Source organism: Corynebacterium sp. HMSC074A09, assembly GCF_001811545.1.
GTDB classification, from domain to species: domain Bacteria; phylum Actinomycetota; class Actinomycetes; order Mycobacteriales; family Mycobacteriaceae; genus Corynebacterium; species Corynebacterium hiratae.
In genome coordinates, this window is sequence record NZ_KV805143.1 from 1 (window position 1) to 22129 (window position 22129).

A 22129-nucleotide genomic window follows, 5' to 3' on the forward strand; every position below is an offset into this window, starting at 1 on the left:
AGGCTGAGCCAGATGGAACGATCCCGTTCAAAGCGGTCCTTGCGGTTGCGTTTTCCACTGCGGTCTAGAGCCCACTGCGCATGGACCTCGTGCAGTCTTTCTTTGGCTGAGCAGCTTTCAATGCTCTTATATGGAGGAAGCGCAGGTGAGTCCATGCCGGAAATTTTGCTGCGGAAATCAGGGTTGTGAAGGGCCCAAAGGATCCAGGCTTCGGTTTCTTTTACAGGGATCACCGGAATGACGGAGACGTCTGTATTGATTGCAGCGGCAGCCTGACTGATTTCTTCTTGACGTTCCCCTGCACCAGCGTTATCAGCATCGCGATGGACAAAGACCACATGGGGTGTGCCCTGCCTAAGAATATTGTTGAGGCCGCCAGAAACTGTCTTATCGCCGGCTGGGTAGGGCGCTGGAATGATGGCGGAGTCGGGGTTACAGCCCACATCAATGAGCGTTGCTTGGAGGATGGATTCTAGTCCATCATCGCTCGTCCCCTCACGCAAAAGCTGAGCATAGATATAAGGCTCTGCCATTAGGCGACCTCAGACTGCTGCTTCAAGGAGACGTGGAGGATTTCTTCGATGACCGTTGCGATAACGCCCGGTGTTCCGGGGTTTGTGGTTCGCCAGTTTTCTTTACCCAGAACCGGCAGGAGCCTTAAAGAGTTATCAATAGGGTGGCCTTCGGCGACAAGTAGCTCGCCCCAATTATCCTGATGCAGTGACAAATAAGCAGGGGAGTGGGAGTTCACAATCATCTGCTGCAGTGGATTGTCTGGACCCACCGGGTGGTGTGAATCGACGGCCAATTCGTGCAGGAGCGTATACATAGCGCGAAGCTTGTCAGGATAGATGCCGTTTTCTGGTTCTTCGAAACACAAAACGTCGTTCGTACTGGAATCGATGGCGAGCAGACCCAGCACGATAAAGCGCAGGGTTCCGTCCGATAATGCACGCGCGGGAAGAAGCGGTGCGTTGCCAATCTCTGCTTGAAGCGTGATGAGTTGGCGTGAACTGTCGATGTCGAGGTCGATTGAACGAACATCGACGAGATCAAGGAGGGTATCTTCTAGCTGAACAGTTGCTTGATCGCCGATCTCTTGGGTGAGACGGGCCAGAGTTGCTGGAAGGTTAGCGCCGCGAACATCGACGCTTGATGGATCACTCATCGCGCTCGGAGCACGCATTGCACTCGGCTCAAGGCCCAGCAACTTCCAGGTGGAGAGCTCTCTCCGTACCGCAGCAATGGCGGGGTAATCCGCGCTCCGGCCGTAGACCGAGAGAACGGTGGAGCGAACATCCTTCAGAGGAAGGTGCGGGTTACGTCCCCGTCTGCCCGACTTAACTTCGATGGAGTTTTCACTCGTTGTCTTGATGAAAGCGGGCCGGCCGCCTGTGCTCTTGATAGCAGTCTTGCGAAATGCTTCTGCTGCCCATGGGTGCTTTTCGCGGGCATCCTTTTGAGTGAGTGCCGTGAGATCCTCACGGACAAGTTCGATGGTGCGCACGATCTGATCCGCAGTGAATTCTTGTTCCACGAGCTGGAACTCGAGTTCGTACCGGAGGAACGTTGTGGTGATTTCTACTTCTTGCCCAAAATCATCGCGAAACGTTGCGGGAACGATCATCTCGGCTGCGAAGGTGATTGTGTTGGTTCCGTTGCCGAAAATTTCGCTGATATCGCCACGCAGACCGCGTAGATTGGTGGCGGCGTCATTGAGCGAGGCATTGGCGGTGGCGCCAAAGAAAGAAATCGCGTCGAAGATATTTGACTTGCCAACGGCATTACGGCCAACAATGCAGGTGTAGGGGCCGAAATCTACGCTGAAATTTTTGAGGTTTTTGAAACCATCAACTTCGAGTCGCGTGAGCATGGGCTCCACTATAGCGTGCGGACAACGATCACTTAGGGGGCGCAGCGAGGCAAAAGCTGGCTGCGCCCCTAAGACGTTGGCGGATAGCGGTGGAAGGAATCAGTACCCGTATGGGTGCGCCTGGCTACAAGGCCATTAGCGCCCAAAGTTCTGCACGGCGTACAGCTTGCCGTCAGCACTGATGGCCATGCCGATGCCTACGGACTTGGCACGCGGGTCAAGCAGGTTCTTGCGGTGGCCGGGGGAATCCATCCACAGCTGCACGATGCGGGCATCGGAGTAATCGCTCCATGCCTGGAGGACGTTCTCACCACCAGCCGGCAGGCCGGCGGGGTAGTGCGTCCAGTAGTTCGGGCGGTGGCGGGTGTTGCCGTCGCGGCTCAAGGTGTTGGCCCAGTCCTGTGCCAGGTTGGTCAGGTTCGGGTCAACGCGCAATGGGGCGAGGCCGTTAGCGACGCGCTGGGCATTGGTTTGATTAATGATTCCCTGGACACTGGCGGAGGTCTGCGGTGCAGGGGTGACCGGGCCAGCGGCTGCTGAGACCGTGAAGCCGAACGCGGCTGGGTTGAACGTTCCGAAGGAACTAAGGGCCTGAGCAGGGGCGTTGACGGAGCCCGCGAAGAGTGCTGCGGCGGCAGCAATCGGGGCGACAATCTTAGTGGCGGTGTGTCCAACCTGGAGGCGGAACATGGCGGGCACCTCTTTCTGCTTCAGGGTTAAGTGGCGGCTTTCTTGCCGCGTACCGAGCGGTACTTTCACTTAAAATTAAAGCTCTCTTTGGTGCCGAAAAGCCAGCTGACCAGCAGTTTTAAGCTTTAGTCCTATGTTTGTTGTTATTTATGGCCCGACTCTTAGCCTTCTTTAGATTTCCCCTACCTTTGGCTCGACTTTGTAAAGATTGAGCCTTTAGTTTTGCCCAGTGGGGGTAATGTGTGGGGGTGGCCGTTCAGGATTGCATTCCTATATCCAGGCCTTTTAGGTGAAAGGGGCTGAATATGACTAAAACCTTGGCTATTTCTTGGCAAATGCATGGGTATCTTCTGTAAATGCATAGCTTGCACTTATGGGCGTTGCTACGGCGCGGCACATGGAAATCGTGGTGACAGGCGTGAATGGGGGACAGGGAAGATGCTTGGATTGCCTAAAGATTAGGAAAACTTATACAGCTATTGGGGTGGCTTATTCCAATGGTGCGGGGGGACTGCGGAAGCCATTGCTAAGCTCATGCGCATGGTCCTTCAAGCCGCGCCGCTGATTCTCGATGGTGGCCTGGGAGCCTACCTCGAAGCCCAGGGACACGATATCTCCGGCCCGTTGTGGTCGGCACGAGTGCTGCGTGAGAACCCAGCGCTCATCGGATCGGCCCACGCTGACTTCTTCGCCGCTGGTGCCCAAGTGGCCACAACGGCTTCCTACCAAGTCACCTTTGACGTCCTCGGCGAGGAGGCGGAAACACTTCTGCGCCGCAGCGTTGCTGTGGCACGGGAAGCGGCGGGAGGGGTCGTCGACAAGCACGGTGTAGCGGGGGAGTACTTGGTCGCCGCATCCATCGGCCCTTATGGTGCAGGCCCAGGTGAGGGCACCGACTACGACGGGGCCTACGACCTTAGCCGCGAGGAGCTGTATCGCTGGCATGCCCGCAGGGTTGCGGTGCTCGCGGATACGGACGCTGACTTCTTGCTGGCCGAGACCATCCCCAACGTCGATGAGGCTGCGGTACTGCTGGAGCTCCTGTCAGCTCAGCCCAAGCCCTTCGCGCTGAGCATTACCGGGGCCATTGCCGCTGACCCGGTCAAGTTCATGCGTGTTATCGACCTGGTCAACCAGGCACCGCGGCTGGGTGCCGTGGGCGTGAACTGCGTGAGTGCACCCCAAGCGCTTGGTGTGGTGAAGACGCTGCGCGCAGCCACCGATAAGCCGTTGCTGGCTTGCCCCAACAGCGGCGAACTCTGGGACCACGGCGCCCATGAGTGGCGGCCGGCCCCCGCTGGCGCGGTGAGTTTGGCTGAGGCCGCAACGGATCTCGTGGCCGCCGGCGCGAGCCTGCTGGGCGGGTGCTGCCGCGTGGGGCCTACTGAGATACGCCAGCTGCGCACTTCCATCCTTCGCGCAACAAGCGACTCATTTGGGCAATAACGAAGGAATACCAGGACAACCCTACGGCACGGGGGATACAGTATTGCTATGAAAAAATCTTCTTTCCTCGCAGCATGCGCTGCGCTCCTCGTTGCATCACTGTCCGTCCCCGCCGCCAACGCCGAGCTGACTCAAACTGAGCGGGATCAATTCCGCACCGATCCCGTTGGCGCGATTGCCTGGCAGGCCATCAAGGGCTCTTCGGAATATGTTCGCGCCGATGGTAACACCATGATGGCCGCGTCCTTCTTCTCCATGACTATGCCGGGGCAGAGCATCGGCCTGCCTGCACTGGAGAACTGTGCTGAGCGCGTCGGCTCCTCCGCGCCGGAGGGCGGCGTTCGCTACGTGGCGGCCGCCCTGTGCGCCACCTTCGATCCGAATGCCCGCGGCGAGGTGCAGCGCGGGGACTTTGGCTACGGTCCACTGGGCTAAGCCTCGCTGTGGTCAGCCGCGCTACGGCACGTAGTGCGTAGCGCGTAGGATCGGGTGCTGTCTTAAGGAGGATTGATGCGCAAGCACGTGGTGATCATGGGAGTCTCGAGCTGCGGTAAGTCCACGGTGGGGGAGTTGCTGGCGCAGCGCACCGGCCTGCCTTTTCGGGATGGGGACGATATGCACCCGAAGGCCAACATCGAGAAGATGGCCTCGGGGCAGGCGCTTGACGACGATGACCGGAAACCCTGGCTCGAGTCCGTCGGCCGCTTTCTCGCGGACCAGGACGCCGGGGCCATCGTGGGCTGCTCCGCGCTCAAGCGCTCCTACCGCGACATCATCCGCGCCGCGGCACCGGATACGGTTTTCGTGCACCTGCATGGCTCTTACGAGCTGCTCAAAGAACGAATGAGTAAGCGTTCCGGGCATTTTATGCCTGTATCCCTGCTTGATTCGCAGTTCGAAACCTTGGAGGCACTGCGCCCAGAGGAAGCAGGAGTGGTGCTCGATGTTAGCGCTACTCCGGAGGACCTTGCCGCCGCGGCGGCGCAGTACCTAGAGAGCTAGCTAAAAGAGCGCGGCGGCACCGTAGAAGATAAGGACAATGCCGAAGCCAATAGAGGAAATGAGCGCCTGGTTTACTGTCCACGTTCGCAGTGTGGTCGACACATCCATGCCCATGAGCCGGCCGACCAGCCAGAAACCCGAGTCATTGACGTGGCTGCCAAAGACGGAGCCCGCCGCGGTGGCGAGCGTGATGAGGACCAGCTGAATGTCGTTGAAGTCGCCAGCCTCGACGGCGGGCGCCATGAGCGCGGCGGCCGTGGTGAGGGCAACGGTGGCTGAGCCTTGCGCCAGGCGCAGGGCGACCGCGATGAGGTAGCAGGCCAAGATAACGGGGACGCCGAGTCCGGACATGGAATCCGCCAGCGCGTCACCAATACCGGTGGTGCGCAAAACCCCGCCGAACATGCCGCCGGCGCCGGTGATGAGGATGACGGAACAAATCGGACCGAGCGAAGACTCCACGGTCTTTTCGATGGCGCTCTTGCTTTCCCCACGGCGCAGGCCCAGCACGGCCATCGCTGCAAGAGTGGTGATCAGCAACGCGATCGGGGTCTGGCCTAAGAAAATGAAGAAGCGCACCCATGAAGCAGAGGGGTCGACGAGGCCAGCGGTGCCCAGCGTGGTCAGCCCGGTATTGCCAAAGATAAGCACCATGGGGATGAACAGGATGCTGAGAACCGCGAACGGGGAGGCTGGGCGCGCCGGCAGTTCCGCTTCGCTCACCAGCGCGCCGGTGACCGCTTCCTCGAGGCGGTAGGGGTACTTCTTTCCTAGGTGGAGCCCGAAGCGGTAGCCGGAGAGATACCACGTGGGCAGCGCGACGAGGAGACCGAAGATAAGGATGAGGCCGATGTTCGCGCCGAAGAACTCACCGGCCGCGACAGGTCCCGGGTGCGGTGGGACGAAGACGTGCATGACGGAAAAGGCGCCGGCGGCGGGGATACCGTAGGCCAACACTGGGCCATCGAGGCGCCGGGCGACGGCAAAGATGACCGGCAGCATCACCATGAGACCCGCGTCGAAGAAAATGGGAAAACCCATGATGAGGGAGGCCACGCCCAGCGCCAGGGGCGCTTTGTCTTCGCCGAAGAGTTTCACGAGGGCGTCGGCAAGCGTCTTGGCACCGCCGGAGGTCTCCGCCAACCGCCCGATCATGGCGCCCAGGCCCACCAACAAGGCCACGGAACCCAACGTCGATCCGAAGCCGCTCGTCATGGTGGGCACCACGCCATCCAGCGGGATGCCGGCGGCCAACGCAGTCAGCGCGGAGACCGTGACGAGGGTGACGAAGGCGTGCACCTTGAAGTAGATGACAAGGACCAAGATGACCGCAATTGCAGCCGCGGCGATGCCGAGAAGTGGTCCTGTCGTAAGTGTGGGTTCCCACGTATCCATGACATTCATGAATGCTGATTTTACTTAAGACGCTATGCGTTGATCTAGAGCTCACTTGCTGCAGTTGTGTGCGTGAGCGACGGTGCTATTCCACGCCGAGAGCCGGGCCCACCGTGGCCCAACTGATGGCCAGCTCGCGTCGGAACAGCCCCCACGTGTGGCGCCCGGCCGGAAGCTCGTAGTAGTCAAGATCAACGCCAGCGGCGGTGGCACGCTTGGCGTAAAAGGAACTGCACCAGTAATCCAAGCGTTCGTTGAGACCCAAGGCAGGGAGCGGTGAGTCCTCAATGTCGACATCAAAGTCTGCTGGGCCACCACGGGAGACGATGACGAAGGTCTTTCGCCCCTTTTGGTGATCGAGGTTGAGAACCGGCGAATGCCGAGCCCACGCCGGATCCCACGGCGCACCAAAGGAGCGCGTCGGGTCCGTGCCGTAGAACGCCGCGCTGACCCACGCGAAGCCTTGCGCGACAACACCCGTGGTCGAGGGGCAACCGGAGATGGAACCGGCCACCTTGAACCGCGGATCATAGGTGGCAAGTTCGAGTGCTGGGCCGCCAGAGTTGCTCACGCCCGCGATGCCGTCGGTACCGTTGCCGTGAAACTCGGCGTCGATAAGCTGCGGGAGCTCCTTGGTCAGGTAGGTGGCCCACTTGTACTTTCCGTGCGTGTCGTGCGGCTGGGCCCAATCGGACATCATTGAGCCATAAGCACCGCGCGGCGAGACAACATTGACCTGCTTGTCCTGGAAGAACTCGGAGGCTCCTCCGCCGTCCCACCACAGTGCGTCCTCACCTCCTCCTGCGCCACCGAGCAAATAATAGGTCGGGCGGGGCTGAGTATTCTCCAATCCACCCGGCGGGAGAATGATGTCGTTGGTGATGACGCGGTCCATGGATGGTGAGTAGGCCTTGAACTGCCACACGTTGTCCTGGATGTGCTGCAGCTCGCGCAGCTGTGCCGGCGCGGCGGTTGCTGGTGGGCGCGTGGCTTCCGGCGCTACGACGGGAATCTTTAACAGCTGGAGTAGTGGTCCCCATACGGCAAAGATGTTCTCCGCGAAGAGCACGGGTGCCAACGGACCCAGCGCGATGGGATCGAGGGCAGAGGAGTGCTGATCAATGTTGGTGACCTCGCTGCTCAGCGAGTCTGCTGAGTGCGCGGATTCAACTGAAGACTGCGCGTGTGCGAGATGAGTGTGGGGAGGAGAAAGAATCAGCCCCACCGAAAGAATGCCCGCGAGCGCGGTGCGAGAGGAAAGCATTATCTCAGAATATCCAACGAACGTTGCATCGCCTGCATTAGTGCATTAGTACATAACAGCGCTAGTGGGGCTGGGCGCTCCAAACCGGAGAAACGTAAACCCCCGACCGCATGGGGGCGGTCGGGGGTTTACGCACTCTCTCGCAGCCGGACTAAGCGCCGGCGTGCTGCACACTCGTTATGTAGAGGAGGGGGCTGTTATTTAGAACAGGCCCTCAGCCTTCTTGCCGGTGTCCTTGACGGTGATCTCGCGGGAATCAACGTTCTGGTCGTTGTGGGTGGACTTGTCACCGTCGAGGCGGGAAATCTGGGTGACCTCGATGTAGTTCTTCAGGCGGCCTTCCTTGGTGTTGCCGTCGCCGAAGTCCAGGTTGGCAACGCGAGCGGACTCGCCAGCGTTAATCGGGTTGGCCAGGGTGACCTCGAAGGAGCGGGTGGAGGTCTTCTCGTCGAAGCCAAGGTCGCGGATGTGCGCACCGTTGGAGGAACGCGGGGTGATCAGGCGGTCAACACCCTTCGGGCCCTCAGCGGTCTTGACGTCAACGCGGTACTGAACTGCCGGGTAGTCGCCGTAGTAGCGCTCGGTGCCGACGTTCTCCAGGCGGAGAGCAACGGTGCCTGCGAAACCTGCGTGCTTAGCGCCAGAGGTGGTCAGAACCGGCTTCAGGTCCAGCTTCTGCTTAGCCTCATCGGTCTTGCCGTTCTCGACGTCCTCCTGGACCTTCTTGTCGGCTTCCTCTTCCTTCTTGCCTTCGGCCTCGGAGACAACCTTCTCCTCCGGAGCAACCTCGTTGTCCTTGATGACCTCAGCGTCAGCCTCCGGGGACTTCTCCTCCTCAACAACCTTCGGGTCGTTGACGTCGGTGGTGTTCTGAGCGTCCTTGTTCGGAGCGTAGGAATCCGCGATGTCGTCGTACAGCTTGACGCGAACCTCGTTCTTCATCGGCTGCATTGCGGACCAGAAGGTCGGGGTGGACCAGGTGCCGTTCGGCTTGCAGTACTGCTGGGTACCGGTCATGTTCAGAACGCGGAAGCCGTAGGTGGCCTCACCGGTGTGGTTCGGCGGAACATCGTACGGGCCGATGGACTGGCCGGCTTCCCAAGACAGGGAGTAGGAAGCGGAGGCGCCGAGCTTGGTGGCGATCTGGTGGGAGATGCCGAAGGAACCCTCGGAGTTCTTGCCGGAGCCCTTGCCGCCCGCGTTCATGGAGGTGGTCTCGGTGCGGTCACCGTTGACGGACAGGGTGATGGACTGGGACTTGGACAGGTCCTGCTGCAGCGGGATGTCCTTCTTGGTCTGGTTGGTGGTGGAGATGGTGCCTGCCGGCATGAAGTTATCGGTCACCTTGTAGACCACGGTGCGGTGGTCCTCCCACGGGTTGCACACCGGGCGCGGGTTGAGCACGTTGGCCTTCATGTGGTCGGAGCCGTGGCTGGTGTGGACGATGGGGAGCTTGGCGTTAACGGCCGGGGTCTCCGGGTAGGACTCGGTGTGGGTTGCTGCGGATGCAGCCGGTGCGATGAGGGCGGTGCCTGCAATCGCGAGGCCGGCGATGAGGCCGGCGGTACGACGACGCTTGGTCATGGTTGTTCTCCTGGATGAAAAAGTTTGGGGCAATGTGGTGACGCACTGTGGTGGCGCTGCGTATGCGCTGTAGCGCTCAGTGCGTGACGTGAAGCAACGATAAGGTGACTTTCAGGATCGCGCACCCTAAGGATTGTTTATATTTTTGGATAGCGAAGTATATTTCGATAGGGTGACGCGAAGGTGAACAATTGGCTAAGAAATTGGCGCCGACCTTGGTTTTGTCCAACTAGACCGTATTCTGGGAAAACGTCTCTTTGACCGTTCGGTCACAAACTAAAGAATGACCCCATATGGGGTAGGAAAAAGTTGCGCGCAGCGCTTTTTGCCAGGCCATTTTTAGCCCCAGGGGTGCGCGCGGGATTGCGCGCAGGCCCGCGGGTTACTTAAAAAATTCTTAAGGATGGCGCGTTAATCTTCTTCAATTTCCGGATCTTCGGCGCGCGCTTGCTCGAACACCTCAGCCGCTGCGCGCAGGTTAATGGTGCCGATGATGAGGCCTACCACGATGTCCGGCCACGGGCTTGCCCACACCAGCATGAGTAGGCCGGCGCCGAGAATGAGGATATTGGCGGCGACATCATTGCGTGCCGCCAGCCATGCGCCGCGCGTGAGCGCGCTGCCGTGGCGTAGCTGCACGAGCAACACCGCGCAGAGCAGGTTGATGAGCATCGCTGCCACGGCCGTGCCTGACAACGTAAGTGGCTCAGGTACGGCGCCGGTGATGATCTTCCATATTGCCATGCCATAGGACGCCAACGCCGGAATCAGGATCAGCCCGGCTAGGCCATAGCTTGCTTTGCGACGCCCCTCCGCCGACCAGCGCAGCGCGAGCAGGACGAGCGCATTGATGAGAAAATCCTCGAGGAAGTCGGCGGCGTCAGCAAACAGTGCGGCCGAGCCGATGAAGGCGGCGATGATGAACTCGCCGAAGAATCCGAGGAGGTTCAGTGCGGCAACCCAGGCGACGATGCGCCGGGCGCGCGCGTTCAGGGTGGAGGAGGAGAGTTCTTGAGACACGGCACCTGAGCCTAGTGGGTCGAGGTGCCGCGTCCCAACCTATTTTTCTTATGAGCGGTTGTGCATTAGTCGACGATGGTGACGTCGTCCTCGCGGCGGTGCTTCTCGCCAGCGAAGCCGCCGAAAGCGGTGATAAGGGCGGTGGCAGCCAGGATGATGATTCCTGGTGTGGAACTGGGGTGCTCGTTAGAGGCGTTCAACGCGGTAGCGAGGAAGGGGAGCAGGCCTGCCACTGCAGACGCGATGTTCGCGGAAATTGCTACACCGGAATAGCGGACGTTGGCCGGGAAGACTTCCGAAAGGAGAACGCCGGAGACGGAGTAGGTGATGGTGACCAGGGAAAGCCCGATGCAGACGGCGAGCGTGAGTAGTACGGCATTGCCGGTATCGATCATTGCCCACAGTGGCCACGACATGATGGCAGTGGCAAGACCGCCGTATCCGATGAGGCGGCCGGGGCCAATCTTTTCGCCGATGCGGCCGAAGATGATGTTGATGAAGATCTGGCATACGGCGCCAAGGAGGGTGGCATTAACAACGGTCTGGCGCTCGAAGTCCAGCGTGGTTGTGGCGTAGGAGAGGACGTAGGTGCTCATGACGAAAAAGCCACCGATACCCAGGAAAGCGGCAGCTGAAGCTAGGCACAGCTGCCAGGAGTGCTCCGTGAAAAGCTCCTTTAGGGAGCCCTGTTGTGCAGCTTCGTCCGCCTCTGCTTCCTCTCCCAAGGCTTTGTACACTGGAGATTCTTCAGCCTTTGAGCGAATCCACAGTGCCACTGCAAGGAAGGGGAAGGCGATGAGGAAGGGAATGCGCCAACCCCAGGAGTTTACGGTGTCGTCGTCGAGCATGAGTACGAGCGCGAAGGCGCCGGAGGAGAGCAACGTGCCGGCGGGGGAGCCGATCTGTACGAAGGCTGCGTAGCGGCCGCGTTTTTCAGCAGGGGCGTGCTCAATAGCCATGGTTGTTGCGCCGCCCCATTCGCCGCCGACGGCGATTCCCTGAAGCAGGCGCAGAGTGACTAGCGCGATGGGTGCCCAGATGCCGATGCTGTCAAAGGTGGGCAATAGACCGATGATTCCGGTGGCGACGCCAATGAGAACGATCGAAATGATCAATGCTGGTCGTCGGCCCATCTTGTCGCCGATCTGGCCGAAAATAACGGCTCCGAGTGGACGTGCAAGGAAGCCCACGCCGAAAGTGGCGAGCGAGGCCAGGGTGGCGCCGGTGCCCGACATTCCCGAGAAGAAGAGTTCGTTGAAGACGAGTGCTGCGGCGGTGCCGAAGAGGAAGAAGTCGTACCACTCGAGGGCTGTGCCAACGAACGCGGAACTGGCGATACGGAAGACATCTTTTGACTCGACCTTGATTTGCTCGGGGTCAGATTGGACCGGGGCAGCCGGGGGTGGATTGGTAGTCATATCCAGGTGCTCCTTGTGTGAAGTGCGTTACCTTTCCTGGAAACGATAGGTGTAGGTCACCTGAAGGGGGATGTTCTGGCAGCATTTATATGCATCACCCCATCGACTGGGCGGCAGAAGTGTGCGGTTGCACAGGACTTAAGGTGTCGCGCGGTGCAGTGCGAGCAGCACTCGGGCCGCGTCCTTGGGCCGGGTGATATCAAGGCCGGTGAGCTCAGTAACGTGTCGCAAGCGGTTGAGCACGGTGTTGCGGTGGCAGTGCAGCGCTTCGGCGGAGTCCTTGATGGAGCCGCAGTCCAGGTAGGTGGTGATGGTTAGGAACAGCGGTGCGTTGTTAAGGCGCAGCTCGGCCATTGTCTGCGTCAGCTCCGTTAATCCGCTGGCCGGAAAGTCTGCGAGGGTGTCGCCTGCGACGGCCCAGAGCGCATCGGCCGCTTCGGTGAGTTGGCTGAGCGGACCGGTGGAGTCGAAAATGCGCGGTGCCTGGTGCGCTGCCGCGCGTGCTCCAGCCAGGCCGGTGACGTCACGGAAGAGTATGCCGGAGATCTGTTCAAAGTCCGCGGTAGTGAAGCTGGCGGTGTGGCCGCTGGGTCCCCGGTCGCTGGGGTAGTGCTTGCTTGGCCAGAAGGCCACGAACATCCCACGCACAGGGTGGCCGAAGGCTTCGCCGGCGGAGATGGGTTCGTCGAGAAGCGCGCGCAGCTTCACCGCAGCGGTGGGGTGGGACACCACGACGTCGAAGTGGGTGTCAAAATCGATGTTGAGTGCGCGGGCGATCTCCGCGATGCCGAGCGTGCCCAGGGACTCGGCAGCGAAGAGTCGTTCCAGGTGCCGGGCGTGAGCGTGGTGCACGTTGTGCTGCCCGCGCGCCTCCTCCAAGCGGTAAGCATCGCGGACCACGAGGTTGTACATCGTCACAACCGAATGCACCTGTGCCACATGGTCGATGAGGATCTCTTGGTCGGCGCCGGCGGCACGGCGGAGGTGTTCCCAGAGGACCGTGAAGTCGAGCTGGATGGCGTCGATCAGTGTGGCTAGTTCCACCCCCTGGTGCGCGCGCCGGCGGCCCAGGCTTTGCGCATGGGCGCGAAGCTCCTCCTCATCCATCGCGCCGACCAGCACGTCAGTGATGCGCGCAAAAACCTCGAAGGCTGTCAGGCGCAGCTCATCTTCGCTCACTAGGGAGTCGCCGTAGCGTCCGGAACGAGAAAAAGCGGCGAGGAAGTCCTCCACCAGCCGGGGGATGGTGCCGTGGACCTCCGCGACGATGTCGCGCCAGCGTTTTTCGTGCATATGCACAACGCTACACGCCTAGCGGTGGTGGATTGCCCTGCAGGTAGCGAGGTGGCTCACCGATCTGGCTAGCATGTGGTGACAAACACAGCACGGTCCCCGTGCAGTTCGTCAGAGAAGCAGGAGGACGCATGATCACGCGCATCGACAACGCCCACATCCTGACCCAAGACCCCGCGCGGCCGGTCACGGATGCGGTGGCCTTTGCCAACGGCCGCATCCTCGCAGTAGGGGAGGCTGCCCGAGCCCTGCCTGCTGATGAGGCATGGGATGCCGGCGGCCGCACGCTCACCCCGGGCTTTAATGACGCGCATTCCCACACCGTGTGGTTTGGCCAAACGCTGCTGGAGGTGGATCTATCCCGGGCCACAACACCAGAGGAGGTCTATTCAGCGTTGCGTGGCACCGAGCCCAATCCCGACGGCTGGGTAGTGGCCGCAGGGTTCCGCCCCTCCGGGCTGGATGCGCCGGTGGAGATAGAGCAGCTTGACCGCGCGACCGGCGGTGCTCCGCTGCTGATCAAGCACAACTCGGGCCACGCCTACACGGTCAACACCGCGGCCCTGCGCGCGGCGGGCGTCGATCCCACCAACCCGCCGGAGGTGGAAGGCGGCGAGTTCCTTCGCGATGCCGACGGGCACTGCACCGGGCTGCTCGATGAAAACGCCATGCGCGCTATCCAGGAGGTAACCCTGCCGGAATCCGGGGAGGAGATCGCCCGCGCTCTTGAGCTGGCCACACGCCGTTACCTGGAGCGCGGTCTGACTTCCGTCACGGACGCCGGGGTGGCCGGCGGCTGGATCGGGCACAGCCCGCGCGAGATAGCCGCCTATCAAAACGCCACCCTGCACACCCGCATGCAGGTGATGGTGACCATGGACGTGCTCCACGAGATCTCCGGACACGCCTCCGACGGCCCGGGCTGGGGCCTCGACGGCGGCCTGCGCACCGGCTTCGGTGACGAGTGGCTGCAGGTAGGGCCGGTCAAGATCTTCAGCGATGGCTCCCTGCTGGGGACCACCGCCGCACTGACGGAGAACTACGCCTGCTGCTCCCATCACGGCTATTTTCAGGGGGATCCTGAGCAGATGCGCACCCGCGCGCTGCAAGCGGCGAATTCCGGCTGGTCACTGGCCATCCATGCCATCGGCGATGCGGCGGTGGATTTTGCGATAGAGACGCTGGAGGAGGCCGTCGACAAGCATGGCGTGCCCGCCATGCCGCACCGCATCGAGCACGGCGGCGTGGTGCGCCCGGACCAAATTGAGCGCCTGCGCGGCAAGCCCATCGTGGTGGTTCCGCAGCCGCTGTTCATCCGGGCTTTCGGCGACGCGATGGCGGATGCCCTCGGCCCGGAGCGCACCGCGTGGAGCTACCCGGGCAAGCGGCTTCTCGACGCCTCCCTCATCCTCCCCGGCAGTTCCGATCAACCCGTGGCACCCGGGGTACCCCTGGAGGTCATGCAGGCCTTCGTGGAGCGGCGCACCGCCTCGGGCCGGGACTATGGGCCGGAGGACCGTTTGACCCCAGCCGAGGCTCTCTATGCCTACACCGCAGGTTCGGCCGCGGCGACGGGCTGGGCCGGGCGCAAGGGGCAGGTGATGCCGGGGCAGCTGGCGGATTTCGTGCTGCTTTCACAGGACCCACTGCAGACTGATGATCTTTCCACCATCGACGTGGCCGCCACCATCGTGGGCGGCGAGCTGCGCTACGGAAGTTTTTAAGGAGTAGAAATGCGAGCAACCACTAACGAACAATTCCTGGCCGATTTCCAGGCCATGTCCGCCAACGGCGCCACTCCGGGGGGCGGCGTGGAACGCCAAGCGGCGAGTGCCGGCGATAACCTCAACCGCGCCTGGTTCCACGAGGTCCTGGAATCCCTGGGAGCACGGGTCATCTACGACGAGATTGGCAACCAGTACGGTCTCTTTGAGCTCACCCCCGGCGCCGAGTATGTGGGCCTGGGATCGCACCTGGATTCGCAACCGCTGGCTGGCCGTTTCGACGGCGCTTATGGCGTCCTGGCCGCAGCTCATGCCGCCGGGCGCGTGGCGCAATCGGGTGCCAAGGCGCGCTATAACCTGGCGGTCATCAATTGGTTCAACGAGGAGGGCTCGCGCTTTGCGCCTTCCATGATGGGCAGCTCCGTGTTCGTAGGCACGCTGGCGCTTGAGCGCGCCCACTCCGCCACCGACCTTGCCGGCATCACCGTCGCGCAAGCCCAGGAGGAGGCTGGCTGGGCCCCGCGCGGTGAAGCCCCGAAGCTCGCGGCCTATGCGGAGATCCACGTCGAGCAAGGCAAGGAACTTGAAGCTGCCGGCAACACGATTGGCCTGGTCACCGCCACGTGGGGCGCGAAGAAATTCCAGGCGGTGGTCTCCGGTGAACAGGGGCATACCGGCTCCACTCTGATGGCCGATAGGAAGGATGCGCTCTTCGGTGCCTCCCTCATTATTGCTTCAGTGGAGCGCCTGACCCACGAGTTCGATGAAGGGCAGCTGCAGGCTTCGGTTTCGCAGCTAACACTGGAGCCGAACTCGCCCGTGACCATCGCGCGCGAGGTGCGCTTCAACGTGGATGTGCGCTCGCCGTCTACGGAGGTGCTGGACAAGGCCCAAGCACGCCTGCAGGAGATCATCGCCGAAGCAGAGGAGGAGTCCCGCACCTCAGTCGAGCTATCCCCGACGCACGAGTGGGCTCTCAACCCCTACCCGTCGGCCGGCGTCGCGCTGGCCCGGGAGGTAGTGGAGGAACTGGGTTACTCGCACCAGGAGATCTATACGGTGGCCGGCCATGACTCGACCAACCTCAAGGAGGTGGTGCCGACGGTCATGCTCTTCATCCCGTCCGTCGACGGCATCTCACACAACGAAAAGGAATTCACCACGGCGGAGGACTGCGTGGCCGGCCTGGACGTGCTGACGCACGTGGCGCAACGCCTCGTGGAATCCGGGTGCGGGGAGGGCTAGGTGCCCTGCGCGCCGCCGCGCAAGACGCGCTAGTTGCTATCTGCCTTAGTCGTTATCGCTCCACGGCTCGTAGCCAAAGGCCTGTAGTGCGACCTCGAATCCGCGCTTCATCGCGGTGAGCTCTTCCTCGCTGAACTCGTAGGTGCGTAAGCGCACTGGGCCGGTAAGCGGGACATGGAGCAGGAAGCGACGGCCTTCTTCGGTGATGTCGCACAAACGGCGGCGCAGGTCCTCCGGATCGTCGTTGAGCGCAATGAGATCATCACGCACTAAGCGCTTGACAGCCTGCCCGATGGTGGCGGGTTGCCATCCCAGTTCCTTGCGCAGCTGAAGGATCGGGATGGGGCCCTTCTTATCGATGAGCCGCAGAAGCGAAAGATGGGAACCGGTGATTCCGTACTCGCGGCGCGCTTCTGTGTCGAACCTAGCCCGGGCGCGTTCGAAGCGGCGGTACTCCGCGATGGTCTCAGCGATTGGATCAATATCTGTCACGTAATCAAGCGTAAAAGTTCGGGGAGGGAATCTGCAACCGAGTTCCAAGAACACACTTTTAGCCACCTTATTGGTGTTAGGCGGGGGTAATATAAAGGAAATTTATGCCGCTAGTCGAAAGAGTTTGATCCATCCAGCGGAAGCGGCGGTAAATAGCAGATGAAAAGGACTTTTATCGGGTTCGGAATGCAAGAGGCGGCTGTATTCTTTGCCCGTCCGCGGGGGTGAGTTTAAAAACTGGTGACACGAGACGCAAATGTGACTATTGTTAACGTGCAGTCAATCTTTGGCTCCCTACATTTTGTATGACTCCTAAGGAGAATCCATGAAGATTTCCCGTTCCCTTGCTGCAGTAGCCCTGTCCGGTACCCTCCTCCTCGGCGGCACCACCGTTGCAATCGCCCAGATTCCGGACGCAGCAGACAGCACCGAAGGTATTGGGCTGCCGGCGACCATTGTGGTTGATGGCGTCACCTACTTCAAGGACACGACCGCCGAAGAAGGTAAGGGCGGTTACAAGTCCGCAGACGGCAAGAAGACTCTGACCTACTTGGAAGCAAAGGCCATCGTCGATCGTCAAAAGGATGCGGAAAAGGGTTCTGAGTCCGAGACCTCCACCTCTGAGACGACGAGCGCCGAGGCTTCCGCGTCGGACACGACCACCACTACCAAGGCCACTGACCCGGCGGGAAGCGAGACCTCTAAGACCTCCGAGCCGAAGGAATCTCCCACGAGCTCGAGCGAGACCTCGTCCTCCAAGCCTGCTGACAATTCCGAGAAGTCCTCTACCTCCGCCACCACGACTAAGACTGCAGAGCCGTCTACTTCCAAGACCGCGGAACCAGGCGACAAGAAGAGCTCCGCTGAGGGTGTACTGTCCTCCAAGGACGGCAAGCCGACTCCGCTGGCTATCTTCGGCATCGTTGCCGGCGTTCTCGCTGCCGTTGCTGCTGCCTTCCCGGCTATCGCGAAGGCCCTGAACCTCAACATCAAGCTGCCTTTCTAAGGCTAAGTAGCTTCTAGGTTCTTTTTGCCCCTGCCTCGTTGAGGCAGGGGCTTTTGTCTTGGGTTAAACCGGCGTGGTTTCCTGTAATAAGAACTTCAGCGCCCGGGCCGCTCACACTGAGGGCCACAGGGCGCTGAAGTCTCTCTATCTCTCTCTGTGTGCGTTCTCTCCAACGCACGACATACAGTATGCAACTGATCGGCAGACAATGTGAAGCTTAGACTCGCCTAAAAGGCAGAGGAGAGCTGTGAGTTTGCTGTGCTGGTTGAATTCCGCTGGTTATCGCCACCAAGACGCAATGGAATCTGTGCGGGGAGTTGCCCCCGGGGTTAATAATCGGGGTTATGGAGAGCCAAAATCGGACGGATTAATGGGGCGTTGTGAGCGGGGGAGCTTTTCCACCACAAGGCGGTAGGAGTCCGTCACAAGTTCGTTGAGTAGCTGCGGGGTGAGGCGGGGATCTGGGTGAACAGAAACCCAGTGTCGCTTGTTCATGTGGTAGCCGGGTGTGATGAAGGCGTGCTCGCTGCGCAGTGCTTCGGCGTCCAGGGGCTCAGCTTTGAGGATGGCCTGCGGGCGGCCAGTTGCCGCGGTGAGAAGGAGGAAGACCTTGCCGCGTACCTTGAACACGTCCCAGTCAGAGCCGAAAGGGTGCGTCAACATAGCGCCGGGGAGTTCGGCAGCGCGGGCGCTAGCGCAGGCGTGGAGATCCAGTGGAGAAGAAGAATCCATGTGAACCAGGCTAGGTGAAAAACACCGCTGGGCCCCTCCCACGATTCCTCGGGGAAGGGCCCAGCAGCGTCTCTATCAAGTTCCTCCGATTATCGGCCACTGGCCGCCCTCCGGAGGATGAGGGGTTCTCTCTCTCGCATGCGCTCTCTCAAACGCACAACACAGAGTATGGCGGCCAGTGCTGGCACCGCCATGAACTCCGCCTGGCAGTTTTCTGCTAGTCGATTTTTGCTAATCAAAACGCGCGGAACGCTTCTCCAGAAATGCCGTGACGCCCTCCTTGTGGCCAGCTGAGGCCATCTGCGCGTACTGCGTCGGCTCTTCCCAGGTGAGCTGTTCATCGAGCTGCCCCAGAGCCGTGCGGTTGATGGCCTCCTTGGCTTTGGCCAGGGCATCGCGCGGTGCGATGTGCAGGCGTTCTGATAACTCCAGTGCAGTGGCCAGTGCGTGGCCCTGGGGTGCGCGTGTGGTTACGAGACCTGCAGCCTCGGCCTCGGCGACGCCGAGCTTGTCTTGCAGCAGTGCCAAGGCGAGCGCGCGGTGGCGCCCCACGGAGGCCAGCGCGGTGAGGCTCACGCCGCCGTCAGGGATAAGGCCAATCTTGCCGAAGGGCAGCGTGAAGTAGGAGTCCTCGCCGGCCACGATGAGATCGCAGGCAAAAGCCAGCGAAGCACCCGCGCCAGCGGCCGCACCTTCGACTGCGGCGATGACGGGAATTTCGGCGGCCTGAATCTCAGCCACCAGTGCGTTGAGCTGGGGAAGCATGGTGGACTCGGCCGGGTCGGGAGTCTCGCCCGCAGCTTGCGCGGTGGCTGCCTCTTGCGCGGCGGCGACGAGATCCGCTCCAGCGCAGAAGGCGGTTTCATCGCCGGTGATGATGAGGGCGCGGATGGCGGGGTCAGAGGAGGCGTCGGCAAGCGCGGCGGAGAGGGCTAGACAGTGTTCCTTGGCAATGGCGTTGCGGCGCGCGGAGTTATTGATGCGTGCGACGAGGACGGAGCCTTCGCGGCGGGTGAGGATGGCATCGGTCATGGTTTAGTCCTTAACAAGCTGGGTGAGGGAGGAAATGATGCGCTCGGCCTCAGCGGAGATGCGAGAGACGATTTCGGAACAGGGTGCCACATCGTGGATTAGACCCTGCGACGTTCCGCAGGTCCACACGCCTGCATCCAAATCACCGGTTTCGTAGACTGCACGGCCGCGCTTGCCGGCAACGAGGTGGCGGATATCCCCAAACTCGGCGCCCTGGGCAAGGCGGTCGGCAACCTCATCGCTGACAGCGTTCCTGGCCACGCGGGTGGAATTGCGCAGCTCGCGGAGGATGAGCTGGGTATCCAGCTCGCTGCGCTCCACGATGGCCTGTTTGACGTTCTCGTGCACTGGGGCTTCCGTGGAAGCCACGAAGCGGGTTCCCATGTTGATGCCCTCGGCGCCCAGTGCCAGGGCGGCAGCGAGCCCGCGGCCATCCGCGAAGCCGCCTGAGGCCACGATGGGGATGTCCAGCTGGTCCGCGGCGGCGGGAATGAGCACGAGTCCCGGAATGTCATCTTCGCCGGGGTGGCCGGCACACTCGAAGCCGTCGATGCTCACGATGTCGACGCCCACCTTCTGTGCACTCAGCGCATGCCGCACGGAGGTGCACTTGTGGATGACGGTGATGCCGGCATCCTTGAAAGCCGGCATGTGGTCCTTGGGGTTGTTGCCGGCGGTCTCTGCAATCGTGACGCCTTCCTCAATGATGACGTCGCGGTATTCCGCATAGGGCGGTGGGGTAATTGCCGGGAGCATGGTGAGGTTGACGCCGAAGGGCTTATCGGTCAGCTCGCGTGTGCGGCGAATCTCGTGGCGCAAGTCTTCCGGGGTGGGCTGCGTAAGCGCGGTGACGACGCCGAGGCCGCCGGCGTTGGATACCGCGGCGGCGAGTTCAGCACGGCCGACCCATTGCATGCCGCCTTGGATGATGGGGTGAGTGATGCCGAGCATCTCGGTAACGCGGGTGGAAATCATGAGTGTTGTGCTCCTTGGTGGTGCGAAATTATGGGGGAGGAGGGTGAATGAAAAGGTGAATGGCTATTCGGAAAAATGGGAGTGCAGGCGGCCCCTGAGGTCATCGGGCAGGGCGATGGGGCGGCGCGCGGAGACGTCGATAAGCACCAGCGTCGCCGTCGCGAACACGCACGACGTTCCGTTCTGGATGAGTTCGTGGGAAACCTGGTAGGAGGTGGTTCCGATGCGCGAGATCCACACCCGCGCCTCGATGGAATCGGTGTAGGTGAGCTCGGCGTCGTACTGCACTTCGAGGGAACGCACCACGTGAGCATAGGAATTGGTGGCGACGGGGCCGCTTAGTTCGGCAGCCGCACGGACGCGCGCTTCCTCTAAAAGCGTGACCATCGTGGCGTTATTGACGTGGGCGTTCGCGTCCTGGTCGGACCACCGCAAGGCAAGGGTTATCGGGATGGCGTTGGCGGGCGCGCGCATTGTTCCTCCTGGGGAGAGCGGGTAAAGTGATGCGTATTACTATACATACGAATTGTGGTTCGTCACTCGAATCGTGAGGAGAACGCCATGACAGATCTGCTGGGAATCGATGCTCTGCTGAGCGAAGAAGAAAAAGCTACCCGTGACCGCGTCGCCGCACTGGTGGATGAGCACATCCGCCCGCACGTGGGGCAGTGGTACGAGGACGCGGTGCTGCCGGACTCTATCTTCCCGGTGCTAGCGCAGGCCGGACTGTTCGGGATGCATCTGGAAGGCTATGGCTGCGCTGGACGTTCCGCGGTGGAATATGGGCTCGCCATGCAGGAGCTGGAAGCAGGGGACTCCGGTATCCGCACGGTGGTATCGGTGCAGGGCTCGCTGGCGATGTCGGCGATTTATAAGCATGGTTCGGAGGAACAGAAACAGGAGTGGCTTCCCAAGATGGCAGCCGGTGAGGTCATTGGCTGCTTCGGCTTGACAGAGCCGACCGCCGGTTCGGACCCGGCAAGCATGGTGACGGTGGCGCGCTACCGCTCCGGTGAATGGGTGCTGGACGGTGCGAAGCGCTGGATTGGCCTGGCGAGTGTGGCCGGGGTGGCCATCATCTGGGCCAAGGTTTCTGAGGAGGACGCGGCGGCTGCCGGGGTGGAGGCGGGCGTGCGCGGGTTCATCGTGCCGACGTCCACGCCGGGGTTTAGGGCGACGCCAATTACCCGCAAGCTGTCGATGCGCGCTTCTATCCAGTGCGATATTGAACTGGAAGGCGTTACTTTGCCCGCCGACGCCCTGCTGCCCAAGCATCCGGGACTCAAGGGGCCGTTTATGTGTTTGAACGAGGCTCGCTTCGGCATTAGCTTCGGCGCTTTGGGCGCTGCCCGTGATTCTTTGGAGGTGGCTCTGGAGTACGCCAAGGAGCGCAAGCAATTCGATCGCTCGCTGGCGTCCTTCCAGCTCACCCAGCAGAAGCTGGTGGATATGGCGGTGGAGCTGAACAAGGGGCAGCTGCTGGCGTTGAACCTGGGCCGCGCCAAGGATGCGGGCACGCTGGAGCCCTACCAGATTTCGGTGGGCAAGCTGGCCAACTGCCGCACTGCCATCGACATTTGCCGCCAAGCCCGCACCATCCTGGGCGGCAACGGTATCACCGCGGACTACTCGCCGCTGCGCCACGCCGCCAATCTGGAATCAGTGCGCACCTACGAGGGCACCGATGAGATCCACACGCTGATTCTGGGGCGGGTGCTGACGAGGGAGCAGGCGTTTAGCTAACCGCGTGGCGTCGTACCGGTGAGGCCATACGGGCTCCACTGCGCAGATGGTCTTATTCGTTTGGTCCCTCTACTTTGGTCCCTCATCTGGGATGAGGGACCATCTGTGTGCTGAAAACCAGAGAAAGATGGTCCCTTCACTCTGCTAAGAGACCAGAGTAAAGCCTGACTTAGGTCATGGGTGGGTGAGTAACGT

Annotated in this window: 20 protein-coding genes and 1 pseudogene; 7 read left to right on the top strand and 14 right to left on the bottom strand. The window is 61.4% G+C overall.

Features of this window, described 5'->3' with window-relative positions; translation table 11 throughout:
• The 3 genes from HMPREF2807_RS04690 to HMPREF2807_RS04700 all read right to left on the bottom strand — a co-directional run.
• The coding region (locus HMPREF2807_RS04690; protein ID WP_070510810.1) for a hypothetical protein at positions 1-533 on the bottom strand (533 nt) is incomplete at its 3' end.
• Positions 533-1873 (bottom strand): AAA family ATPase, encoded by a 1341-nt coding sequence (locus HMPREF2807_RS04695; RefSeq protein ID WP_070510813.1) that lies wholly within the window; start codon positions 1871-1873, stop codon positions 533-535. The genes HMPREF2807_RS04690 and HMPREF2807_RS04695, both read right to left, overlap by 1 nt.
• Positions 1874-2008: 135 nt before the next feature.
• On the bottom strand, positions 2009-2563 hold the full coding sequence (locus HMPREF2807_RS04700) for a CAP domain-containing protein (protein ID WP_070510815.1): 555 nt from the start codon (positions 2561-2563) through the stop codon (positions 2009-2011).
• 540 nt (positions 2564-3103) lie between these two features.
• Here HMPREF2807_RS04700 and mmuM point away from each other — a divergent pair.
• The 3 genes from mmuM (at position 3104) to HMPREF2807_RS04715 (ending at position 5011) form a co-directional block, all read left to right on the top strand.
• A complete protein-coding gene (mmuM, locus tag HMPREF2807_RS04705; RefSeq protein WP_070510842.1) occupies positions 3104-4009 on the top strand; it encodes a homocysteine S-methyltransferase in 906 nt (301 codons plus the stop codon).
• 48 nt (positions 4010-4057) lie between these two features.
• Entirely contained in the window at positions 4058-4444 is a 387-nt protein-coding gene (locus tag HMPREF2807_RS04710; RefSeq protein ID WP_049155956.1) for a hypothetical protein, read from the top strand.
• Between the two features lie 75 nt (positions 4445-4519).
• Entirely contained in the window at positions 4520-5011 is a 492-nt protein-coding gene (locus tag HMPREF2807_RS04715; RefSeq protein WP_070510817.1) for a gluconokinase, read from the top strand.
• On the opposite strand, the gene HMPREF2807_RS04720 is transcribed toward HMPREF2807_RS04715, so the two are convergent.
• From HMPREF2807_RS04720 to HMPREF2807_RS04745, 6 genes are all read right to left on the bottom strand, one after another.
• Positions 5012-6406 (bottom strand): GntP family permease, encoded by a 1395-nt coding sequence (locus HMPREF2807_RS04720; protein ID WP_070510844.1) that lies wholly within the window; start codon positions 6404-6406, stop codon positions 5012-5014.
• Between the two features lie 85 nt (positions 6407-6491).
• Positions 6492-7670 (bottom strand): alpha/beta hydrolase, encoded by a 1179-nt coding sequence (locus HMPREF2807_RS04725; RefSeq protein WP_070510819.1) that lies wholly within the window; start codon positions 7668-7670, stop codon positions 6492-6494.
• Between the two features lie 201 nt (positions 7671-7871).
• Complete coding sequence (locus HMPREF2807_RS04730; RefSeq protein WP_070510822.1) at positions 7872-9254, bottom strand: hypothetical protein; 1383 nt, start codon at positions 9252-9254, stop codon at positions 7872-7874.
• 411 nt (positions 9255-9665) lie between these two features.
• Positions 9666-10274, bottom strand: a complete 609-nt coding sequence (locus HMPREF2807_RS04735) for a cation efflux transmembrane domain-containing protein (RefSeq protein ID WP_070510824.1) — start codon at positions 10272-10274, stop codon at positions 9666-9668.
• Between the two features lie 65 nt (positions 10275-10339).
• Positions 10340-11692 carry an MFS transporter gene (locus HMPREF2807_RS04740; protein ID WP_070510825.1) on the bottom strand — a complete coding sequence of 451 codons (1353 nt, stop codon included), beginning with the start codon at positions 11690-11692 and terminating at the stop codon, positions 10340-10342.
• A gap of 138 nt (positions 11693-11830) precedes the next feature.
• Positions 11831-12985: a helix-turn-helix domain-containing protein gene (locus HMPREF2807_RS04745; protein ID WP_070510827.1), complete on the bottom strand. Its 1155-nt coding sequence runs from the start codon at positions 12983-12985 to the stop codon at positions 11831-11833.
• A gap of 131 nt (positions 12986-13116) precedes the next feature.
• Here HMPREF2807_RS04745 and HMPREF2807_RS04750 point away from each other — a divergent pair, with 131 nt between their 5' ends.
• The gene (locus HMPREF2807_RS04750) at positions 13117-14709 is read left to right on the top strand and encodes an amidohydrolase (protein ID WP_070510830.1); all 1593 of its coding nucleotides are present in this window, start codon (positions 13117-13119) and stop codon (positions 14707-14709) included.
• 9 nt (positions 14710-14718) lie between these two features.
• Positions 14719-15954, top strand: a complete 1236-nt coding sequence (locus tag HMPREF2807_RS04755; protein WP_070510832.1) for a M20 family metallo-hydrolase — start codon at positions 14719-14721, stop codon at positions 15952-15954.
• Positions 15955-15999: 45 nt separating this feature from the next.
• On the opposite strand, the gene HMPREF2807_RS04760 is transcribed toward HMPREF2807_RS04755, so the two are convergent.
• On the bottom strand, positions 16000-16446 hold the full coding sequence (locus HMPREF2807_RS04760) for a MarR family winged helix-turn-helix transcriptional regulator (RefSeq protein WP_049156188.1): 447 nt from the start codon (positions 16444-16446) through the stop codon (positions 16000-16002).
• A 325-nt stretch (positions 16447-16771) separates the two neighbouring features.
• On the opposite strand from HMPREF2807_RS04760, the gene HMPREF2807_RS04765 reads away from it, so the two are divergent.
• Positions 16772-17452 carry a hypothetical protein gene (locus tag HMPREF2807_RS04765; protein WP_046647699.1) on the top strand — a complete coding sequence of 227 codons (681 nt, stop codon included), beginning with the start codon at positions 16772-16774 and terminating at the stop codon, positions 17450-17452.
• Between the two features lie 342 nt (positions 17453-17794).
• Here the strand turns inward: HMPREF2807_RS04765 and HMPREF2807_RS04770 are convergent, their stop codons facing one another.
• The 4 genes and pseudogenes from HMPREF2807_RS04770 to HMPREF2807_RS04785 form a co-directional block, all read right to left on the bottom strand.
• Entirely contained in the window at positions 17795-18184 is a 390-nt protein-coding gene (locus HMPREF2807_RS04770) for an MmcQ/YjbR family DNA-binding protein (protein ID WP_070510834.1), read from the bottom strand.
• A gap of 231 nt (positions 18185-18415) precedes the next feature.
• Positions 18416-19216 (bottom strand): enoyl-CoA hydratase-related protein, encoded by an 801-nt coding sequence (locus HMPREF2807_RS04775; protein ID WP_070510836.1) that lies wholly within the window; start codon positions 19214-19216, stop codon positions 18416-18418.
• Between the two features lie 3 nt (positions 19217-19219).
• Positions 19220-20236, bottom strand: a pseudogene (locus HMPREF2807_RS04780) (NAD(P)H-dependent flavin oxidoreductase); the annotation flags it as partial.
• 18 nt (positions 20237-20254) lie between these two features.
• Positions 20255-20665, bottom strand: coding sequence for an acyl-CoA thioesterase (locus HMPREF2807_RS04785; RefSeq protein WP_070510838.1), 411 nt, complete (start codon positions 20663-20665; stop codon positions 20255-20257).
• Positions 20666-20752: 87 nt separating this feature from the next.
• Between HMPREF2807_RS04785 and HMPREF2807_RS04790 the strand changes: the two genes are divergently transcribed.
• Positions 20753-21934: an acyl-CoA dehydrogenase family protein gene (locus tag HMPREF2807_RS04790; protein WP_070510840.1), complete on the top strand. Its 1182-nt coding sequence runs from the start codon at positions 20753-20755 to the stop codon at positions 21932-21934.
• Positions 21935-22129 lie beyond the last annotated feature (195 nt).